The 18,792-nt window shown below is 65.4% G+C and carries 17 protein-coding genes; 12 read left to right on the top strand and 5 right to left on the bottom strand.

The window, feature by feature from the left end:
- Nucleotides 1–140: 140 nt before the first annotated feature.
- The 5 genes from NFG58_RS20750 to NFG58_RS20730 are packed head-to-tail and all read left to right on the top strand — an operon-like array spanning nt 141 to nt 5,406.
- Nucleotides 141–1,118 (top strand): DctP family TRAP transporter solute-binding subunit, encoded by a 978-nt coding sequence (locus tag NFG58_RS20750; protein WP_222516291.1) that lies wholly within the window; start codon nt 141–143, stop codon nt 1,116–1,118.
- A gap of 5 nt (nt 1,119–1,123) precedes the next feature.
- On the top strand, nt 1,124–1,624 hold the full coding sequence (locus NFG58_RS20745; RefSeq protein ID WP_261395367.1) for a TRAP transporter small permease subunit: 501 nt from the start codon (nt 1,124–1,126) through the stop codon (nt 1,622–1,624).
- Nucleotides 1,621–2,904, top strand: coding sequence for a TRAP transporter large permease (locus NFG58_RS20740; protein ID WP_108132006.1), 1,284 nt, complete (start codon nt 1,621–1,623; stop codon nt 2,902–2,904). Before NFG58_RS20745 ends, NFG58_RS20740 begins: the two co-directional genes overlap by 4 nt.
- 3 nt (nt 2,905–2,907) lie before the next feature.
- On the top strand, nt 2,908–3,651 hold the full coding sequence (locus tag NFG58_RS20735; RefSeq protein WP_222516292.1) for an aldolase/citrate lyase family protein: 744 nt from the start codon (nt 2,908–2,910) through the stop codon (nt 3,649–3,651).
- Nucleotides 3,652–3,687: 36 nt separating this feature from the next.
- Nucleotides 3,688–5,406, top strand: coding sequence for a thiamine pyrophosphate-binding protein (locus NFG58_RS20730; RefSeq protein ID WP_108132008.1), 1,719 nt, complete (start codon nt 3,688–3,690; stop codon nt 5,404–5,406).
- Nucleotides 5,407–5,416: 10 nt separating this feature from the next.
- On the opposite strand, the gene NFG58_RS20725 is transcribed toward NFG58_RS20730, so the two are convergent.
- Nucleotides 5,417–6,412 (bottom strand): LysR family transcriptional regulator, encoded by a 996-nt coding sequence (locus tag NFG58_RS20725; protein WP_045992342.1) that lies wholly within the window; start codon nt 6,410–6,412, stop codon nt 5,417–5,419.
- A 638-nt stretch (nt 6,413–7,050) separates the two neighbouring features.
- Here NFG58_RS20725 and dctP point away from each other — a divergent pair.
- Genes dctP through NFG58_RS20705 form a run of 4 tightly spaced genes read left to right on the top strand, consistent with a single transcriptional unit; the run spans nt 7,051 to nt 10,584 of the window.
- Nucleotides 7,051–8,064 carry a TRAP transporter substrate-binding protein DctP gene (gene dctP / locus NFG58_RS20720; RefSeq protein ID WP_162816416.1) on the top strand — a complete coding sequence of 338 codons (1,014 nt, stop codon included), beginning with the start codon at nt 7,051–7,053 and terminating at the stop codon, nt 8,062–8,064.
- Between the two features lie 13 nt (nt 8,065–8,077).
- A complete protein-coding gene (locus tag NFG58_RS20715; protein ID WP_108132011.1) occupies nt 8,078–8,593 on the top strand; it encodes a TRAP transporter small permease in 516 nt (171 codons plus the stop codon).
- Nucleotides 8,594–8,596: 3 nt separating this feature from the next.
- Complete coding sequence (locus tag NFG58_RS20710) at nt 8,597–9,901, top strand: TRAP transporter large permease subunit (RefSeq protein WP_108132012.1); 1,305 nt, start codon at nt 8,597–8,599, stop codon at nt 9,899–9,901.
- Nucleotides 9,902–9,912: 11 nt separating this feature from the next.
- A complete protein-coding gene (locus NFG58_RS20705; RefSeq protein ID WP_108132013.1) occupies nt 9,913–10,584 on the top strand; it encodes a 4-hydroxy-4-methyl-2-oxoglutarate aldolase in 672 nt (223 codons plus the stop codon).
- Nucleotides 10,585–10,679: 95 nt separating this feature from the next.
- On the opposite strand, the gene NFG58_RS20700 is transcribed toward NFG58_RS20705, so the two are convergent.
- The 4 genes from NFG58_RS20700 to NFG58_RS20685 form a co-directional block, all read right to left on the bottom strand.
- Nucleotides 10,680–11,741, bottom strand: coding sequence for a DctP family TRAP transporter solute-binding subunit (locus NFG58_RS20700; protein WP_108132014.1), 1,062 nt, complete (start codon nt 11,739–11,741; stop codon nt 10,680–10,682).
- A gap of 99 nt (nt 11,742–11,840) precedes the next feature.
- Nucleotides 11,841–13,127 carry a TRAP transporter large permease gene (locus NFG58_RS20695; protein ID WP_181248614.1) on the bottom strand — a complete coding sequence of 429 codons (1,287 nt, stop codon included), beginning with the start codon at nt 13,125–13,127 and terminating at the stop codon, nt 11,841–11,843.
- Nucleotides 13,128–13,142: 15 nt separating this feature from the next.
- A complete protein-coding gene (locus NFG58_RS20690) occupies nt 13,143–13,655 on the bottom strand; it encodes a TRAP transporter small permease (RefSeq protein ID WP_108132015.1) in 513 nt (170 codons plus the stop codon).
- Between the two features lie 321 nt (nt 13,656–13,976).
- Nucleotides 13,977–15,065 (bottom strand): MurR/RpiR family transcriptional regulator, encoded by a 1,089-nt coding sequence (locus NFG58_RS20685; protein ID WP_348827290.1) that lies wholly within the window; start codon nt 15,063–15,065, stop codon nt 13,977–13,979.
- 196 nt (nt 15,066–15,261) lie between these two features.
- On the opposite strand from NFG58_RS20685, the gene NFG58_RS20680 reads away from it, so the two are divergent.
- Genes NFG58_RS20680 through NFG58_RS20670 form a run of 3 tightly spaced genes read left to right on the top strand, consistent with a single transcriptional unit; the run spans nt 15,262 to nt 18,654 of the window.
- Entirely contained in the window at nt 15,262–16,491 is a 1,230-nt protein-coding gene (locus NFG58_RS20680) for a diaminopropionate ammonia-lyase (protein WP_348827289.1), read from the top strand.
- Entirely contained in the window at nt 16,481–17,737 is a 1,257-nt protein-coding gene (locus NFG58_RS20675; RefSeq protein WP_348827288.1) for a Zn-dependent hydrolase, read from the top strand. Before NFG58_RS20680 ends, NFG58_RS20675 begins: the two co-directional genes overlap by 11 nt.
- On the top strand, nt 17,734–18,654 hold the full coding sequence (locus NFG58_RS20670) for an N-carbamoyl-D-amino-acid hydrolase (protein ID WP_348827287.1): 921 nt from the start codon (nt 17,734–17,736) through the stop codon (nt 18,652–18,654). The genes NFG58_RS20675 and NFG58_RS20670 overlap by 4 nt, the downstream gene beginning before the upstream one ends.
- The last annotated feature ends 138 nt before the right edge of the window (nt 18,655–18,792 follow it).

Genomic DNA, 18,792 nt, shown 5'->3' with positions numbered 1-18,792 from the left:
AATCAGGCTTATGCAAAGCATAAAATCTTGAAAATTGTCTAATACGCCTACCTGGCCGAGTCTCAAGTGACGCCTGTCTTGCCGTCAACAAAGCGGTGGCGGGCCCAGATCACAATCACAACGACTCAACGGGTACCCCCATGACCTCCAGGATGCTCCCCCTGCTGGCGCTTGGCGCCTTCGCCGGTCTTTCCACCTCGGCCCAGGCCCTCGACATCAAGCTCGGCCACGTGCTGGCCCCTACCCATAGCTGGCATATCGCCGCTGAAGGCTTCGCCGACGAAGTGCGCGAGGCCACCGAGGGTCGCGTCAACTTCCAGGTCTTCCCCAGCGGCCAGCTCGGCAACGAAAAGACCATGGTCGAAGGCATGCAGATCGGCAGCGTGCCCGCCGGGGTGATCGGCTGCGGCTCCTTCCAGCCGCTGGACGCCCGCTTCGGCATCGTCGAGCTGCCCTACTCCTGGGCGGACCGCCAGGACGCCTACGCCGCCTACGACGGTGAGCTGGGCGAGGCGCTGGAAGCCATCGCCTCCGACTACAACATGAAGATCCTGTCCTGGTGGGAGAACGGCTTCCGCCACGTCACCAACAACCAGGGCCCGGTCGAGACCCCCGAGGACCTGGCCGGTCTGAAGATCCGGGTAACCCCGGACAAGATGCGACTGGATACCTTCACCGCGCTTGGCGCAAGCCCGGCTCCGCTGTCCTTCGGCGAGCTCTACTCGGCGCTGCAGCAGGGGGTGTTTGACGCCCAGGAAAACCCGCTGTCGATCATCCACTCCTCGTCCTTCTTCGAGGTCCAGGACTACGTTTCGCTGACTGGGCACGTCTGGGCACCGGCCTGCCTGACCGTCGCCAACAACGTCTGGCAGCGCCTGTCCGAGGACGACCAGGCGGCGGTCCAGCAGCTGGCCGACGCCTGGCGTGACGAACAGCGCCGGATGACCCAGGAGGACGACTCGCGCCTGGTGGCCGAGCTCGAGGCCGAAGGCATGAGCGTCAACGAGGTCGATACCACGCCGTTCAATGCCGCCGTCCAGGGCGTCTGGGCCGACTACGAAGACGTCTTCGGCAGCGACCTGATGGCGCTGGTGAAGCGCTACCGCGAAGGGCAGTGAGCGCGATGACCGTGCACGGCCTGCTGCATCCCGTGGCGCGTCTCGTCTCGCGCCTGTGCCTGGCGCTGGCCGGCATCGGCGCCGCCCTGCTGGCGGCGCTGGTCGCCTACTCGGTGTTCATGCGCTGGGTGGTGGGGGCGCCGCCCCACTGGGCCGAAGAGCTGCCCCAGCTGGTGCTGGTGTGGACCGCGCTGCTGGCCGGCGTGGCCTGCACCTACAAGCGCAGCCACCTGAGCGCCGGACTGATGCCGCTGCTGGTCGGCTCCCCTGCCATTCGCCGGCTGATCACCCGGGCCACCGACCTGCTACTGCTGGTGATGCTACTGCTGCTGGCCAAGGCCGGCTGGGACCTGGCCTGGTTGACCATGAGCCAGACCACCACGGCGCTGCAGCTACCTGCGGGGCTGGTGTATCTGTCGGTGCCGGTGTGCTGCGCCGGCATGGCGCTGGCGCAGTGTGACCATCTGCTGGCGAGCGATCCGCTGTCACAGGAGGACGCCTCATGACCCTTGGTGCCTTGACCCTGGTGGGCGTCTTCGCCCTGGCGATCCTGATCGATATTCCCATCGCCTTCGGCCTGATCCTGGCGGTGCTGTCCTATCTGCTGATGTTTGGTGCGGCGCCGATGATGGTCTCCGCCCAGCAGTTCGTAGCGGGCATGGAGAGCTTCACTCTGCTGGCCATCCCGCTGTTCGTGATGGCCGCCCAGTTGATGAATCACGCCGGACTGACCCAGCGTCTGGTGCGTCTGTGCATGGCGCTGGTGGGCGACATCCGTGGCGGCCTGGCGGTGGTCGCGGTGCTGGCCTGCATGATGTTCGGGGCACTGTCAGGCTCCGGCGTGGCCGACGTCATCGCCATCGGCAGCATGCTGCTGCCGGCGATGCAGCGCAGCGGCTATCACCGCGGCTTCAGCAGCGCCCTGGTGGGCACCGCCAGCTCCATCGGCACGGTGATCCCGCCGAGCATCGTGATGATCGTCTACGGCACCACCTCCAACACCTCGGTGGGCAAGCTGTTCATGGGCGGCGTGATCCCCGGCCTGCTGCTGACCCTGGCGCTGGTGGGGGTGGCCATCTATGTGTCACGCCGCAACGGCTGGTCCGGTGGTACCCGGCCCGAGCCCGGCGAGCGCAAGCGTGCCTTTATCGCTGCCCTGCCGGCGCTGCTGGTGCCGGTGCTGATCATCGGAGGCATTCGCTTCGGCGTCTTCACCCCCACCGAAGCCGCCGCCTCGGCCATCGTCTATGCGCTGATCGTCGGCACCCTGGTCTATCGCAGCCTGAGCCTTCGGGACATCGTCGACAGCGTCATCGCCACCGCGGAGACCTCCGGCGCCATCCTGGTCATCATCGGTGCCGCCGGCATGTTCGCCTGGGGCCTGACCTACGAACAGGTGCCCCAGGCCATCGCCACACTGATCGGCGAGATCACCGACAGCCGCTATGGCGTACTGCTGCTGCTGACCGTGGTGTTGCTGGTGCTCGGCTCCTTCATGGAAAGCATCGCCATCATCATCATCGTCACCCCCATCGTCATGCCGCTGCTGGTGCAGTACGGCATCGACCCGGTGCACTTCGGGGTGCTGCTGACGGTGAACCTGGCGATCGGCGCCAATACGCCGCCGCTGGGGGTCGACCTGATGGCCGCCTGCCGCATCGCCGGAATCAGCGTGATGGAGTCGTTGCGCTACCTGGGACTGATGCTCGGGGCGATGATCGCGGTACTGCTGCTGATCACCTTCGTGCCCGACATCGTGCTGTTCCTGCCGAACCTGATGGAGTGACCCATGGCGTCCTTGATTCCGACTCCTTTGTCCCTGACCCAGTGTCGCAGCTGGCTGTTCGTGCCGGGGCATGACCCGGCACGCCTGGATCAGGCGCTGGATAGCGGCGCCGAGGCCATCATCGTCGACCTGGAGGAGTTCACCCCGGCCGCCGATCGCCGCCAGGCCTGCGACGACTTTGTCGCCTTCGCCGAGCGCTGCCGGCAGCACCAGCGGCTGCCCATGGCGCGCATCAACCCGCTGACCCAGGGCGGCAAGGGCGAGCTGGCGGCGCTGATGCGGGCACGACCAGCGGCCATCTTCCTGCCCCAGGTCGAGTCCTCCATGGACATCGTGCTGCTGGCCCTGGCACTGGCCCGCGAAGAGCGTCGCGTCGGCCTCGAACAGGGCTGTACCGCGCTGATACCGACGCTGGAGAGCGCCGTCGGTGTGGGCGCCGCAGCGGAGATCCTCAAGGCAAGCCCAAGGGTGAGCGCGGCGCTTCTCGGCAGTGGCGATCTGTCGCGTGATCTGGGCGTTGCCGCCGACGCCGAGCCAGGCGAGCGGGCCAGCGTCCTGGCGCCCTGGCGCCAGCGCTTCGTCGACGCCTGCGCCAAGGCCGAGTGTCTGGCCATCGACGGCCCCTGGACTTGCCGAGAGGGCTTCGAGCAAGACCTCGAGTGGGCCATGGCGCGGGGCTTTCGTGCCCGCTGCGTGGTGCTGCCCGAACAGATCGCCCCGCTGCACCGCGCCCTGACAGACGCCTGAACCGTCTTTACCAACAACGATATCGAGAACCCTGACATGAGCCTGCCAGCCTCCACGCTTTCGCCAACCACGTCCCTTGCGCGCCGCAATGGCGGCCAGATCCTGATGGACCAGCTGCGCGCCCACGGCGCCCGCCGGGTCTTCCTGGTGCCGGGGGAAAGCTACCTGCCCTGCATCGACGCCCTCAACGAGCATCGGGGCGCCATCGAGCCCATCGTCTGTCGTCAGGAAAGCGGCGCCGCCTACATGGCCGAGGCCTACGGTAAGCTGACCAACGAGCCGGGCATCTGCTTCGTGACCCGTGGCCCGGGGGCCACCAACGCCTCCATCGGGGTGCATACCGCCTTTCAGGACTCGACCCCGATGATCCTGTTCATCGGCCAGGTAGGGAACGACTTCGTCGAGCGCGAGGCCTTCCAGGAGATCGACTACCGTCGCATGTTCGGCCCCATGGCCAAGTGGGTCGCCCAGATCGATGCCACCGATCGTATCCCCGAGTACATCGCCCGGGCCTATCGCGTCGCCACCAGCGGGCGTCCCGGTCCGGTGGTGCTGGCGTTGCCGGAAGACACCTTGTGGGGCGAGGCCGAGGTGGCCGACGCCCAGCCCATGGCCAAGCTGCATTCCCACCCCGGCGCGGCTCAGCTCGAGGCGCTCAAGGCGCGTCTGGCCGAGGCCGAGCGGCCCTTCCTGCTGATCGGTGGCAGCGGCTGGACGGCACAGGCTCAGGCCCAGATGGCGGCCTTCGCCGAGCGTTTCGATCTGCCGGTGGGGGTGGCCTGGCGCCGGCTCGAGTGCTTCGACCAGCGCGATCCGCGCTTTGTCGGCCACGTCGGCTTCGCCATGGACGACGCCCTGCGCGAGCGGCTTGAGCACAGCGACCTGCTGATCGCCGTCGGCACCCGCATGGGCGAGGCCACCAGCGAAGGCTACTCGTGGATCCAGTCGCCGACCCCGCGCCAGACGCTGGTGCACGTCTACCCGGATCCCGAAGAGCTGGGCCGGGTCTATCATGCCGAGCTTGCCATCAACGCCGACGTGGTGGGCTTCGCCGCCGCCCTGGACGGGCTGGCGCCGGACACCTCACCGCGTTGGGCCGACCAGACCCGCGCCGCGCGCGCCGACTACCTGGCGACGCTTGAGCCCCAGCCGGCCCCGGGGCCGCTGAGTCTCGACAAGGTCGCCGCCAGCGTCGATCGTCGCCTGGATGGCCAGGGCTGCATCAGCGTGGGGGCCGGCAACTATGCGCTGTACGCCCACCGTTACGTGCGCTTCGCCGGGCTTGGCAGCTCGCTGGCGCCGACGGTGGGCTCCATGGGCTACGGCCTGCCGGCGGCGATCTCGTTCAAGCTCGAGCACCCCGACCGCCCGGCGGTGTGCTTCGCCGGTGACGGCTGCTTCCAGATGAACCTGCAGGAGCTGGGCGTGGCGCTGCAGTACGATGTCGGCCTGGTGATCCTTCTGTTCAACAACGGCATGTGGGGTACCATCCGTGCCCACCAGGAAAACGACTTCCCCGGCCGCGAGATCGCCCTGACCTTCACCAACCCGGCCTTCACCACCCTGGTCGAGTCCTACGGCGGCCTGGGCGAGATCGTCGAGCGGGACGAGGACTTCGACGCCGCCTTCGAGCGCGCCCTGGCCTTCGCCGAGCGCGAACGCCGTCCGGCGCTGATCGAACTGCGCTACGAGGCCGACGGCATCGCCCCGGGCAAGCGGCTGAGTGCCATCCGCGAGGCTGCCCTGGCGCGTTGAACAGGCTGCCCTATGGCGTATCGTCAAAAGCGAGGGGCGCCTGGGCGGCGTCGGCCACGTCGATACCGGTGGTCAGGCGGTGCTCCATGGGCACCTTGGCCATGCTGGTGAGGAAGAACTCGATAAAGGTTGTCTCCGCCACGCTGGCGCGGCCTTCGCGGTGCCACATCAGGTGCAGGTCGATATCGGCCACGCCGTCGTAAGGCGGCAGCGGCCATAGCTCGCCGTCCGCCACCTGCCGAGCCACCAGGTGCTCCGGCAGGCAGCCGATGCCCCAGCCTGCCATGACCATGCGCTGGATCTCCTGCAGGCGACTGGACTGCCCCACCACCGGGCCCTTGAGGCCGTGCTGGGCGCGGAACACCGCCAGCGGCGACAGCACCCCGTCGAGCTGCTCGCTGCCAAAGGACACGTAGGCCTCCTGCTTGAGTTCTTCCATGGGCAGGCTGTCGCGGCCGAACAGGCGGTGGCTGCGCCCGCAGTACAGCCGATAGCGCTGGCGCGCCAGCACCTGGCTGTCGAGGTTGTCCGGGCAACTCTGGGCCAGACAGATACCCAGCGCGCTCTGGCGTTGTGACAGGGCGTGCTGCACCTCCTGACTCGACATGTCCTCGATTTCGAAGGTGATCTGCGGATAGCGACGATGGAAGGCCGCCAGCACGCTGTCGAGAAAGCGACACTGGATACCGGTGATAAAGGCCAGCGAGACGTGGCCGGCCACCTCCGGGTCCGACTCCCCCACCGAGGCCGCCAGGCGTGCCACATTGGCGTAGATATCCACCGCCTCGCGGTACACCAGTTGACCCGCCTGGGTCACCCGAAAGCGATGGCTGTCGCGCTCGATCAGCTTCTGGCCCAGCCGTTCTTCCAGCCGTTTCAGCGACAGACTCACCGCCGGCTGAGACAGGTACAGGCGCACCGCCGCCTTGCTCACGCTCTCTTCCTGCACGATGACGATAAAGGTCCGCAGCAGGTTCCAGTCCAGGGTGTCGTGAATCGGCCGCATCACCGGCTCCTTTCATTTCTGTCAGCAAGAGGCGCTCGTGGGGACGATCTGTCCTCGCCGAAGGCGCCCTGATGTTGGCCTGTGTATGGTTGGCCAAGCTGTTGTCAGAGAATACACCGTCGGCCGTTGTCGGGCATGGGTTACCTCCTGCCAGCTTCGGCCTGGTCGAGGGTAACCGGCCAGGCGAGTCGATCCCTTCTTGCTGGAAATAGTTTTTCTTCTGCTGAAAGGTGGCCGATAGGGTGTCGAAATTGTCGCCTGTGGCAATAACGACGATGGAGCTGGGCGGGCGTCTGTGCGAAAGAGGGTGTTTTATATAAGTCGTTGTATTATTTGGTTTATCAGGCGTTATTGGCGTTTTGTCTCATCATGTTTGGCGTAAAATACTTCGAGATAATAGCCCTTTAATACGAGATTTTTCACAAGATAGTGCTCTTTATTTTTCTGGTTTTTATATTTTCATTTTGTTGTATAAATTCTGTAAATTCTACATATTAAAAATCGAAAAACTCGATCGGTGCCTTTCCATTGACCCCGGTGTGTCGGCCTGACTAGATTGAAGTGGTATCGAAGATCCTTCTGCCGGACGCATCCCGCCTCGGCCACGGATGATAACAACCATAAACGCGAGGAAGACCATGAATCGCTCCCTGTCCCGACTCTCCCGCTCCATCCTGACCGTGTCCGCGCTGTCGCTGTCTGCCCTGTCACTGTCGGCGCTGTCACCCGATGCCCAGGCCACCGATCTGCGCATGCTGTCGAGCTACGACCTGACCTCGGCCTACACCCGCGAAGTCGCCCAGCGCTACATCGACAAGGTCCAGGGCGCCAGCGACGGCGAGGTCTCCATCAGCCTCAATGGCCCCGACGTGGTGCCGCCGTTCGAACAGCTGCAGCCGGTCTCGGTAGGGGTGTTCGACCTGCTCTACACCCACGGCGCCTACCACACCAACACCACCGGTGTCGGCGCGGCCATGGACGGGGTCTTCGTCGATCCTGCCAAGACCCGCGAGTCCGGCCTGTGGGACTTCATCGACAGCCACTACAACGAGCTCGGCCTGAAGCTGCTGGCGATTCCGCCGCTCGGCTCCAGCGGTTTCCAGTACGTGCTCAAGGAGCCCATCGAAGGCTCGCCGGGCCTCGAGGGACGTCGTCTGCGCGGCAGCCCCACCTACACCAACGTGACCCAGGGCCTGGGTGGCACGCCGGTGCTGATGTCCAGCGGCGACGTCTACTCCTCACTGGATCGTAACGTCATCGACGGCGCTGCCTGGGGCCTCAACGGCGTCGAGGATCTTGGCTGGCACGAGGTGGCGGGCTACTTCTCCAAGCCCACCTTCGGCCAGACCTACACCTACCTGCTGATGAACCTCGACACCTTCAATGGCCTCGACGAGCAGCAGCAGTCGGTGCTGCTGGCCCAGGGCGAGGCGCTGGAAAGCGAGATCGCCGGGGTGCTCGACGAACTGGCGGTCGAGGAATGGGCGCGCCTGCGGGAGCTCGGCATGCACGAAACCGAGTTCGCCCCGGAAGACGCCGAGCGTCTCGACGAGCTGGTGACCGAAGGCATCTGGCAGCTCGGCCTCGACAAGTCGCCGGAGGCGGTGGCCAAGATGCGCGAGATCGCCGAAAGCAACGACATGACCCCCTGATCGGATCGCTCCCATGCTGGCTACCATTGCCCGTTGGCACGATGGCCTCACGCGATTCGGCTTCTACCTCGGCGGTGCCACCCTGTGTGGCATCGTCGTGTGTTTCTGGATCGAAGTGGTGGCCCGCTACTTCTTCAACGCCCCGACCCTGTGGTCGAGCTCCATCGTCGCCTACTGTCTGTGCCTGTCGGCCAGCCTGGCCATGCCGGAACTCGCCCGGACCCGTGGGCACATCGCCATCAGCGTGCTGCAGGACAGCCTGCCCGCCGCCCGTCGACAGGGCTTCGAGCGCTTCACCTCGCTGCTGACCGCGGCGGTGTGTGCGCTGGCAGCCTGGATGCTGATCAGCGAGAGCCTTCGCCAGTTGGCCAGCGGCACCACCACCGCTATGGGGCTCGATATCCCCAAGGTGTGGGTGTCGAGCTTTATCGGCTACGGCTTTTCCAATACCGCGCTGCACTTTCTGCGGCGCGCGCTGCTGCCCGCCACCGTCGAGTGGCCCAGCGACAGTCCACGGCAGGAGGCGTAGACGATGGAGTGGTATGTCACCCTGGGCCTGGCCGTCGCCCTGCTGATGGGGCTGTTCGCCCTCGGCGTGCCGGTGTTCGTGGCCTTTCTGGCGATCAACGTGGCCGGCACCTTCTGGCTGATGGGCAGCGCCGGCTTCGGCCTGTTCGCCAACAGCGTCTATGACACCGTCACCTCGGAGACGCTGACCACCATCGCGCTGTTCGTGCTGATGGGCGAGCTGCTGTTCCGCTCGGGCTCCATCGACGTCATCTTCGACTCCCTCGACACCCTGATGGGACGCATCAAGGGCCGCTTGTACTTCTTCGTGGTGGCCCTGTCGACGCTGTTCGGCGCGCTGTCCGGCTCGGCCCTGGCGGTGACCGCCATGCTCAGCCGTTCGGCGCTACCGACGATGCAGCAGCGTGGCTACGACGACCGCCTGTCGATCGGCCTGATCCTCGGCGGCGCCGGCCTTGCACCGATCATCCCGCCGAGCCTTCTGGTGATCATCATCGGCTCCATGGTCGACGTCTCCATCGCTCGCCTTTTGATCGCAGGCATCATTCCGGGCATGCTCCTGGCCGGGTTGTTCGTGACCTACGTGGTGGTGCGCATGATGCTGGACCCGTCGCGGGCACCGGCGGTGGACGACTCGGGCGGCGGCAACTGGCGCCAGCGCGGTCGGGCGCTGGCCAACATGGCGCCGTTCTCGATCATCATCTTCTCGGTGCTGGGGCTGATGATGCTGGGGGTGGCGACGCCGTCTGAGTCCGCCGCCACCGGCGTGCTCGGGGCCATTCTGGTGGCCTTCTACTACCGCAAGTTCAGCCTCAAGATGGCCGGACAGGCGCTGCTGTCGTCGCTGTCGATCAGCGCCATGATCATCACCATCCTGGCTTGCTCCAAGCTGTTCAGTCAGCTTCTGTCCTTTACCGGGGCCACCTCCGGGCTGGTGGCCGCCGCCACCGCCATGGACCTGGACACCGGCCTGATGCTGCTGCTGTTGATGCTGATCCCGCTTATCGCCTGCATGTTCATCGACCAGATCGCCTTCATGATGGTGGTCATCCCGATCTACGCCCCGCTGGTCAAGGCCTACGGGTTCGACCCGGTGTGGTTCTGGACGCTGTTTCTGATCAACCTGGCGGTGGGCAGCCTGACCCCGCCGTTCGGCTACAACCTGTTCGCGGTCAAGGGCGGGGCACCCTCGGTGTCGATGCCGACCATCTACGCCGCCGCCTGGCCGATCGTGCTGTGCTTCCTGTTCGGCATGCTGATGCTGTACTGGGTGCCGGGACTGATCACCTGGCTGCCGAGCCTGATATAAGGAAAAACGCTGTGTACACCATCGCCGACCTGCCCGCCCCGCTGGACCCCGCCCGCCATCAGCGCCTGCTCGAGTGCGAGACCGCCACCATCGGTCACTTCCGCGAAGAGGGCTTTATCGACCCCGAGATCCGCTGCCAGCTCGACGAGGTGCGGGTGGCCGGGGTTGCCGTGACCCTGTCGCTGCCGCCGGGAGATGGCACCCTGCTCAACCACGCCATGCGCCTGTTACGTCCCGGCGATGTACTGGTGATCGATCGCCAGGGCGATCGTCGTCACGCCTGCTGGGGCGGGGTGCTGACCGAGGTCGGCTCGCGCCTGGGACTGGCCGGGGTGATCATCGACGGCACCGCCACTGACCTGGCTACCCTGCGCGCAAAGCGCTTCCCGGTGTGGAGCCGCGGCGTCTCGTCGCTGACCACCAAGCTCGCCGACCAGGGCGGTGCCATGAACCTGCCGGTCAGCGTCGGTGGAGTGGTGGTATCCGCCGGCGACGTGGTGCTGGCCGACGAGAATGGCGTGGTGGTACTGCCGCCGTCGGAGGTCGACGCGGTGATCGACCACACCCTGGAACTGCAGCGCCAGGAAGAACGCATCCTCGAGCGACTCGCCCAGGGCGAGTGCCTTCCGGACATCAGCGGAGCAAGTGCCATGGTCGAAAACCGGCTGACACCGTCGAACTGAAGTTGCAACAGTGACCAACGATCAGGCCGCTCCCCACGGGGAGCGGCCTGATCGTTTTTGGGCGCTTGGGAAATGCTATCGCGGGCGAGGCGACATCAGGGTGCGTCGGCTGCATCGATGGCGTCGAGCATGCTCGCCAGCAGGGCTTCGCCTTCACTGCCGTAGCGCTCGCTGATCACCTCGCGCACCGCTGGCTGGGCCTTGTCGATAAAGGCCTGACGGGCCTCGGGGGTGATGGCGTTGACTTCCATGCCGTCGGCCAGCTTCGGCAGGCCGTTGTCGGAGGCCTCGATGATCCGCGACATCGAGCGGCCGGCGTCCACCGCCACATCGGCGGCCCAGTCGATGACCTTCTGCTGCTCGGGGTCGAGCCCGTTGTAGAAGTCCTCGTTGATCAGCCAGATGTAGGGCGTGATCAGGTGGTTGCTGACGGTCAGGTAGGACTGCACCTCGTCGAAGTTGGCGAAGGACGTCTGCTGGATCGGGTTCATCTGGCCGTCGGCCACACCGGTCTGCAGCGCGGTATACACCTCGGACCAGGCCAGTGGCGTGGCCTCGGCCCCCAGGGCATTGATCATCGCTTCGTGGGTGGGCAGCGTCATGGTGCGAATGCGCAGTCCGTCCATGTCGTCGGTGGTCTCGATCGGACGCTGGGAGTTGGTGAACTGGAAGAAGCCGCCGCTGTCGAGCAGCCCCAGCACCTTGAGGCCGTCGGTCTCGGCTTCGAGGTCCTCGGCCAGGGCCTTGCCGAAGTCGCTGTCCAGGTCGATGACCTCGGTGGCCACCGCGATGTTGGGGAAGGCGAAGGGAATATCGAAGATGCCGATACGCGGATAGTGTTCCGCGACGCCACCGGCGGAGGAAATGGTGGACTGCACGATGCCCTGGCCGACCTGATTGATGACGTTGGCATCCTCGCCCAGCTGCCCGGCGGGGAAGATCTCGATCTGAATCTCGCCGTTGGTGGCGGTCTCCACCAGCTGCTTGAACACGGCGGTCATCGCGCCGGAGTTGCTGGCGGTGGGGTCCGGCGGATTGAGGTGGGCGATGCGCATGGTGGTCGCGGCCTGGGTCGAGGCGCTGGCGACCAGGGCGGCGGCGAGAGCGGCGCCCACCAGGGCAGTACGCGGGGCGACGGGGAGGGGCAGTCGAGACATGGTTCACTCCTTGCGTTGTTGTTGGCGCCCGCCGAGCGAGCCAGGCGCCTTGGGTGTTGCACTGCGTCGAGGACAAGCGGCGCCTGGCGCCGCAATAGATTAGCCCGCCAGTCCCAGCATGCGCGGGATGGCCAGACTGATGGGTTCCCAGTAGGCGGTGGCCAGCAGCACCAGCAGCTCGACCACGATGAAGGGCCACAGCGAGCGAGTGATCGATTCGATGCGCTCGCCGGTCACCGACGCCAGCACGAACAGGCAGGCGCCGACCGGTGGTGTCATCAGCGAGATGGTCAGCGACAGGATGATGATCATGCCTGCGTGTACCGGCTCAAGCCCGATGGTCGCGGCCAGGGGGGCGAGCACCGGCGCCAGGATGATCAACGCAGCGTTGATATCCATGAACAGGCCGATGAACAGCAGCAGGGCGACGATCATCGTGACCACCACCACGGGTGACTGCGACACCGACAGGAAGGCGTCGGCGATCAGCTGGGGGATCTGATTGAAGGTCATCCACCAGCCGAGGATCGAGGCCGAGGCGATGATCAGGAAGATGACCCCGGTGATCAGCGCGGTCCTCGCCAGCATCTCGTAGAGATCACGCCAGCCGATGTTGCGATAGCACACGCAGCCGACAAAGAGGGCGTAGAACACCGCCAGCGCAGCGGCTTCGGTGGGCGTGGTGATGCCGGTGAGGATGGCGCCGAGGATGAAGACCGGCAGGATCAGCGCCAGCAGGCTCAGGCGAAATTCCTTGAGAATACGAGCAAGGCTGGTGCCCTGTTCATCCTTGGGCAGGTTGAGGCGGCGGGCGGTGGCCGCGATCAGGCACATGCACACCAGACACAGCAGCAGCCCGGGGATGATCCCGGCGGCGAACAGCCCGGCGATCGACACTCCCATCAGCGAGCCGTAGATGATGGCCAGGGTGGATGGGGGGATGATCGGACCGATGATGGAGCCGGCCGCCGTGACGGCGCAGGCGTAGGGACCGCTGTAGCCGGCCTTCTTCATTGCCGGCACCAGGGTATTGCCGAAGGCGGCGGCGTCGGCGGTGGCCGAGCCGGTGAGCCCGGCGAACATCACCGACGCCAGCATGTTGGAGTGGGCCATGCCGCCGCGCAGCCAGCCCACCAGTGACTGGGCGAAGTTGACCAGGTTCAAGGTCAGCCCGGAACGGTTCATGATCTCGCCGGCGAGGATGAAGAACGGCATCGCCAGGAACGGGAACAGGTTCAGCCCAGAAAAGAACTTGTCAGGGACCATGGCGAGAAAACTGCCACCGCCCATGTCGACGAGTCCCAGCAGCCCGGCGACGCCGAGCACGATACCCACCGGCATGCCGATGACCAGCAGCAGAAAGAAGGCAGAGGCGACTAGCACCATGAGGGCGACTCCTGTTCAGGTGCGCTCGAGCGCCGGTTGGGGGGACGTACGCTTCATGTCCTTCAGCGCAGACAGAGCGAGCTGCAGGCACGCCACTCCGGAGGCGATGGGGAGGATCAGGTAGGGGTAACCCTTGGGAACCCCGAAGATCATGGTGGACTGACTGAAGCCGCGTTCGACGTAGGTCAGGCTGTAGAAGAACATGACCGCGAAAAAGGCGATGCCGATAAGGTCGAAGGACAGCGCAAGAACACGCTGGAGAAGCGCCGGAAGTCGGTCGAAGAGTACCAGCATGCCGACATGCTGGCGCCGACATATCCCCATGGAGATCGCCAGCAGCGCGACCCAGATCATCAGATAACGGGCCATCTCTTCGGTAAAGGTAAGGTTCCAGGGAAGGACATAGCGGGCGAGGATGCCGGTCCAGACGGTGACGACCAGAACGGCGAGCAGAATGACGCAGCAACGCTCCACCCATTGGTCCAGGGTGTGGCTCAGTCGTGCCGCCAGGTCAAGGGTTCGTGACATGGTGATTGGCTCCCGTCGTGTCTTGTGTTTGTTCTTTACATCTTTGGTGCCAGAGTCGGGTTTCTCTTGTTTTTTCAGTATATTGCTGTGTTCAATGTTTCCTTTTTCGACCCGATAAAGCTCGAGGTGATAATAAATGGTGCAAGCGGGTGTTCACCTTGGTGCAGACTGGCTTTCGCGCTTGAACCCTTGTGGTGAATGTGTCGGTTTATCAGAATATATGGTTTCTAGAAATTTTCCGTCATGAGATAAGTAGTCACTGGGTTAACGGCTTTTTGGCACATTAATGTCCCCGTATATTCATCACTACAGAAGATATTGTTACAGCCTGGAGAGCTCATCCAGGCTGTCATGAAGCGCTTCGACTTCCCTCAGGCGCTGCTGACAGGTATCGATATTCTGACGGTAAAAAATGGTGCAGATCGCCTGGATCATGCTGAGACAGGAGGCGTAGCTGTCGAAGGGTGAAGCCGAGGCCACCCGTGCTTCCAGGCGCCAGTCGCCTGCCAGGGTGGTCGGGCAGGTCGGATCGACCAGCAGCAGGGTCTTGGCTCCCTGCTGACGGCAGCAGTCGAGCAGGCTGGTTTCCTGGCCGGTGCGTCGCCTCAGCGCGATCAGTATCACCAGATCATCCGCTCCTACGTCGACCAGGTCCTCGCCGAGGGTCTGGCCTGGCCGGGGCAGCAGCTGGACATCGGGCCTGAGCAACTGCAATTGACGATGAAAGAAGCTCGCCAGCATCTGGCTGTTGCGAAACCCCGCCAGGTGTACCCGGGGCGCCTTGCCCAGGGCCGAGATGGCCTCGCCTAGCGCCGCCTGGTCCAGCTCGGCGAAGCTGCGCGCCAGGTTGTCCTGTTCCTGCGCCAGGTGCATCCCGAGTGCGCTATCCGCATCAAGCCCACCCAGTGCACCCTGGCTCCCTGACAGCGCTTGGCCCTCCGTCCCGCGTGCCGACGGCTGGCGCGAGCTGCCGCTCTGGTCAGCTCCTCCCTGGGCGGCACTTTCCAGGCCGGTACCCTGCTCAAGCGCACCGCTGTCATGGCCGGTGGCGTTCTGGCCTGTCGCACGGTTGTCGCCAGGAGCCGGTCGACGGGCCTCGGTGGCGCTGGACAGGTACAGAGGCGAGCCCCAGCGCTGGGCGTCACGCACCTGCTGTCTGGCCTCGTTGAAGTCGCGGTAGCCGAGCCGGCGAAACAGGCGTGACGCCGCCGCTCGAGAGGTACCGGCGGCCTCGGCCAGTTCTCCCGCGCTGTAGCGCGAGATGTCACCGGGAAAGTTCAGCAGCAGCTCGGCCAGTCGGCGCTCCGCCGGAGGCAGGTCCTGGTGGTGGGCGCGCAGCCTGGCTTCGAGGCTCTGTTCGTGGCTGAGGCTCTGTTCGTGGGTCATGTCGGCGTGGGTCGTGTCGGTCATGAAAGCAGTATGGCACGTGGTAAAGCGATGTGAAAATGTATTTTCAATAATTGACAAAGTGAAAATATGGTTTCAGATTGAGGTGAGATATTCAGGCCAGGTGACCTTTGCCAGGCCAGGGCCCCACCGCCCTCGGTTTGCCCGCCACCCCGCCCAGGGGCTCGACGACCGCTTCCCACCGACTCCAGGAGACCCCATGACCGCGCTGATCGAACATTCCCGCTGGCGCCACGTCGCCAACCCACGCGTGACGCCCGGTGCGCCCATCGGCGAGCGTCAGCGCGCGATCCTCCATCAGGCAGCGCTCGAGCAGGCGCGGGACGAGATACGCCGCTGGCCCGGCTACGCAGCGACCCCGCTGGTGCGCCTCGACGGCCTGGCGGCGGCGGCGGGGGTGGCGGCGATCCACTACAAGGACGAGTCGGAGCGCTTCTCGTTGAAAAGCTTCAAGGCCCTCGGCGGCGCCTACGCGGTGCTGCGGTTGATCAAGCGTCGGCTCGGCGAGCAGGTCACCAGCGAGGCGCTGATGGCCGGCGAGTATCGCGACGCGCTGGACGGTTTGACCGTGTGCTGTGCCACCGACGGCAACCATGGTCGCTCGGTGGCCTGGGGTGCTCGTCAGTTCGGCGTGCGCTGCGTGATCTATCTGCACGCCACCGTCTCCCAGGGGCGGGAGCAGGCCATCGCCGACTTCGGCGCCGAGATCCGCCGGGTCGCCGGCAACTACGACGATTCGGTCCGTCAGGCCGCCAGCGACGCGGCCGAATACGGCTGGTTCGTGGTGTCGGACACCTCGTATCCCGGCTACATGGAGGTGCCACGGGATGTGATGCAGGGCTACAGCGTGATGGTCGACGAGGCGGTGGATCAGCTCGATCAGCCGCCCACCCACTGCTTCGTCCAGGGCGGTGTGGGGGGACTCGCCGCCGCGACCCTGGCCCAGCTGTGGGAGGCCTATGGGGTGAATCGCCCGCGCGTGATCGTGGTCGAGCCGGAGCGCGCTGCCTGTCTGCTCGAGAGCGCCCGCAGCGGCGAGCCGGTGGCGGTCGATGGCGACCTCGACACCCTGATGGCGGGGCTTGCCTGTGGCGAGGTGTCGCTGCTGGCCTGGGAGGTGCTCGATGAAGGCATCGACGACTATCTGGCGGTCAGTGATGAAGCAGCTGTGGAGGCGATGAAGCTGCTAGCCGAGGGCGTTGGCGGCGATCCGGCGCTGGTCGCCGGGGAAAGCGCGGTTGCCGGTCTGGTGGGGCTGTTGCTGGCTAGTCAAGAGCCGGAGCTGGGCGCCCGGCTGGGCCTCGAAGGCAATAGCCGAGTGCTGCTGATCGGCAGTGAAGGTGCCACCGACGCCGAGGTCTATCGTGAACTGGTCGGCGCCAGTGCCGAGGACGTCATCGCACGCGGGAGGGCCAACCATGTGGAATGATCTGCGAATCGACGGCGAACGCCTGTGGCAGCGACTGAACGAACTGGGCGAGATCGGCGCGTTGGCGGGGGGCGGGGTCTGCCGCCTGGCGTTGAGCGAGGAAGATCGCCTCGGCCGTGAGCGGGTGATGGGCTGGATGCAGGAGCTCGGCCTCGAGATTCACCAGGACGCCATCGGCAATGTGTTTGGTCTGCGTCCGGGGCAGCAGCCCGGCCCACCGGTGATGACCGGGTCGCATATCGACACCGTGCGCACGGGAGGTCTCTATGACGGCAATCTTGGGGTGCTGGCCGGTCTCGAGGTGGTCCAGACCCTCAATCAGGCCGGTATCGAGACGCGCCGGCCGCTGTGCGTGGCCTTCTTTACCAATGAGGAAGGCGCGCGTTTCGCGCCGGACATGATGGGCAGCCTGGTCTATGTGGGCGGCATGCCACTGGAGCAGGCGCTGTCCACCCGCGGGATCGACGGCGAGAGCTTGGCCGATTGCCTGACGCGTATCGGTGCCGTGGGCGAGCGGCCGGTGGGCCGCCCCGAGGCGCACGCCTTTGTCGAGCTGCACGTGGAACAGGGGCCGGTGCTTGAACAGCAGGGCATCACCATCGGCGCGGTGGAGCAGGTTCAAGGCATTTCCTGGTCGGAGTATCGCTTCGACGGCTGCTCCAATCACGCCGGCACCACGCCGATGTCGCTGCGACATGACGCTGCCCATGGGGCGGTGGCCACCGCCGCCTACGTCCGGCAACGCGTCGAGCAGGCCGGCGGCCATCAGGTGGGCACCGTGGGACGCATGGCGTTCACCCCGGATCTGATCAACGTGGTCCCCTTGAGCGCCAACATGACGGTGGATCTTCGCAATACCGACGATAGCGTGCTGCGCCAGGTCGAAGAGGACGTGGAGCGCTTCGCCCGGCAGGTCGCCGAAGAGGAGGGGCTGGCGTTCGAGCGACGCTCCCTGGCCCGCTTCGAGCCAGTGGACTTCGATCCTGAAGTGGTGGGGCTGGTCGAGACCACCGCGCGCCGCCTGGGCTACAGCGTGCGTCGCATGCCCAGCGGCGCCGGCCACGACGCCCAGATGCTGGCGCGGGTCTGTCCAACGGCGATGATCTTTGTGCCGAGCGTGGGCGGCATCAGTCACAACATCGAGGAGTACACCGCGCCCGAGGATGTCGCCGCGGGAGCCAACGTGCTGCTGCAGGTGCTGCTCGAGCTGTGCCAGTCCCCTGACGTCCCGAGAGAGAATCCATGAGTCGACAAATCGTGGTAGGCGCGGCCCAGCTGGGTCCCATCGCACGCAGTGAGTCCCGTTCCCGGGTGATCGAGCGGATGCTGGCGCTGCTGCACAAGGCGCACCGGCGTGGCGTGACCCTGCTGGTGTTTCCCGAACTTGCGTTGACCACCTTCTTTCCCCGCTGGTTTTTCGACGATGCCGACGAACTCGATGGTTTCTACGAAGGCGAGATGCCGGGTGAGGCCACCAGGCCCTTGTTCGAGGCGGCTAGGCAACTGGGTATCGGCTTCTACCTGGGCTACGCCGAACGCATCGAGTCGGGTGGCCGGGTGCACCGTTACAACACCTCGATCCTGGTCGATCAGGCCGGTGAGCTGGTGGGCAAGTATCGCAAGGTGCATCTGCCGGGCCATCATGAGCACGAACCCTGGCGGCCCTTCCAGCATCTGGAGAAGCGCTACTTCGAACCTGGCGAGGACGGCTTTGGCTGCTGGGAGGCCTTCGGCGGCAAGATGGGCATGGCGCTGTGCAATGATCGCCGCTGGCCGGAGACCTACCGGGTCAGCGCGCTCAAGGGGGTCGAGCTGTTGATGCTGGGTTACAACACCCCGATCCACTATCCGCCGGTGCCGGAGCATGACCACCTGCAGGGCTTCCACAATCATCTGTGCATGCAGGCCGGGGCCTATCAGAACGGCATGTGGGTGGTGGGCGTCGCCAAGGCGGGCCGCGAAGAAGGCTGCGACCTGCTGGGGCAGAGCTGCATCATCGCCCCCACCGGCGAGATCGTCGCCATGGCCAGCACCCTGGAGGATGAGCTGATCGTCCACGAATGCGACCTGGACCGCACCCGGGAGATACGAGAGCACATCTTCAACTTCTGCCTGCACCGGCGACCGGAGTGCTACGGCGTACTGGTGGACGGCGATCAATAGACCAAAAAAAACCGCCCCGAAGGGGGGCGGCATGTGTCCTGTGTCGGGGATGCGCTGAAGTGATGTCGAGTGCAGTGGGTCGTCAGGCAAGGCGCCGCGACGAGCCGTAGTGGTTCTACGGCGAGAAGCGGCAACGCA

The sequence above is a fragment of the Halomonas sp. RT37 genome, assembly GCF_040070525.1.
GTDB lineage: Bacteria > Pseudomonadota > Gammaproteobacteria > Pseudomonadales > Halomonadaceae > Halomonas > Halomonas litopenaei.
This window is presented reverse-complemented; position numbering and strand designations above follow the sequence as displayed.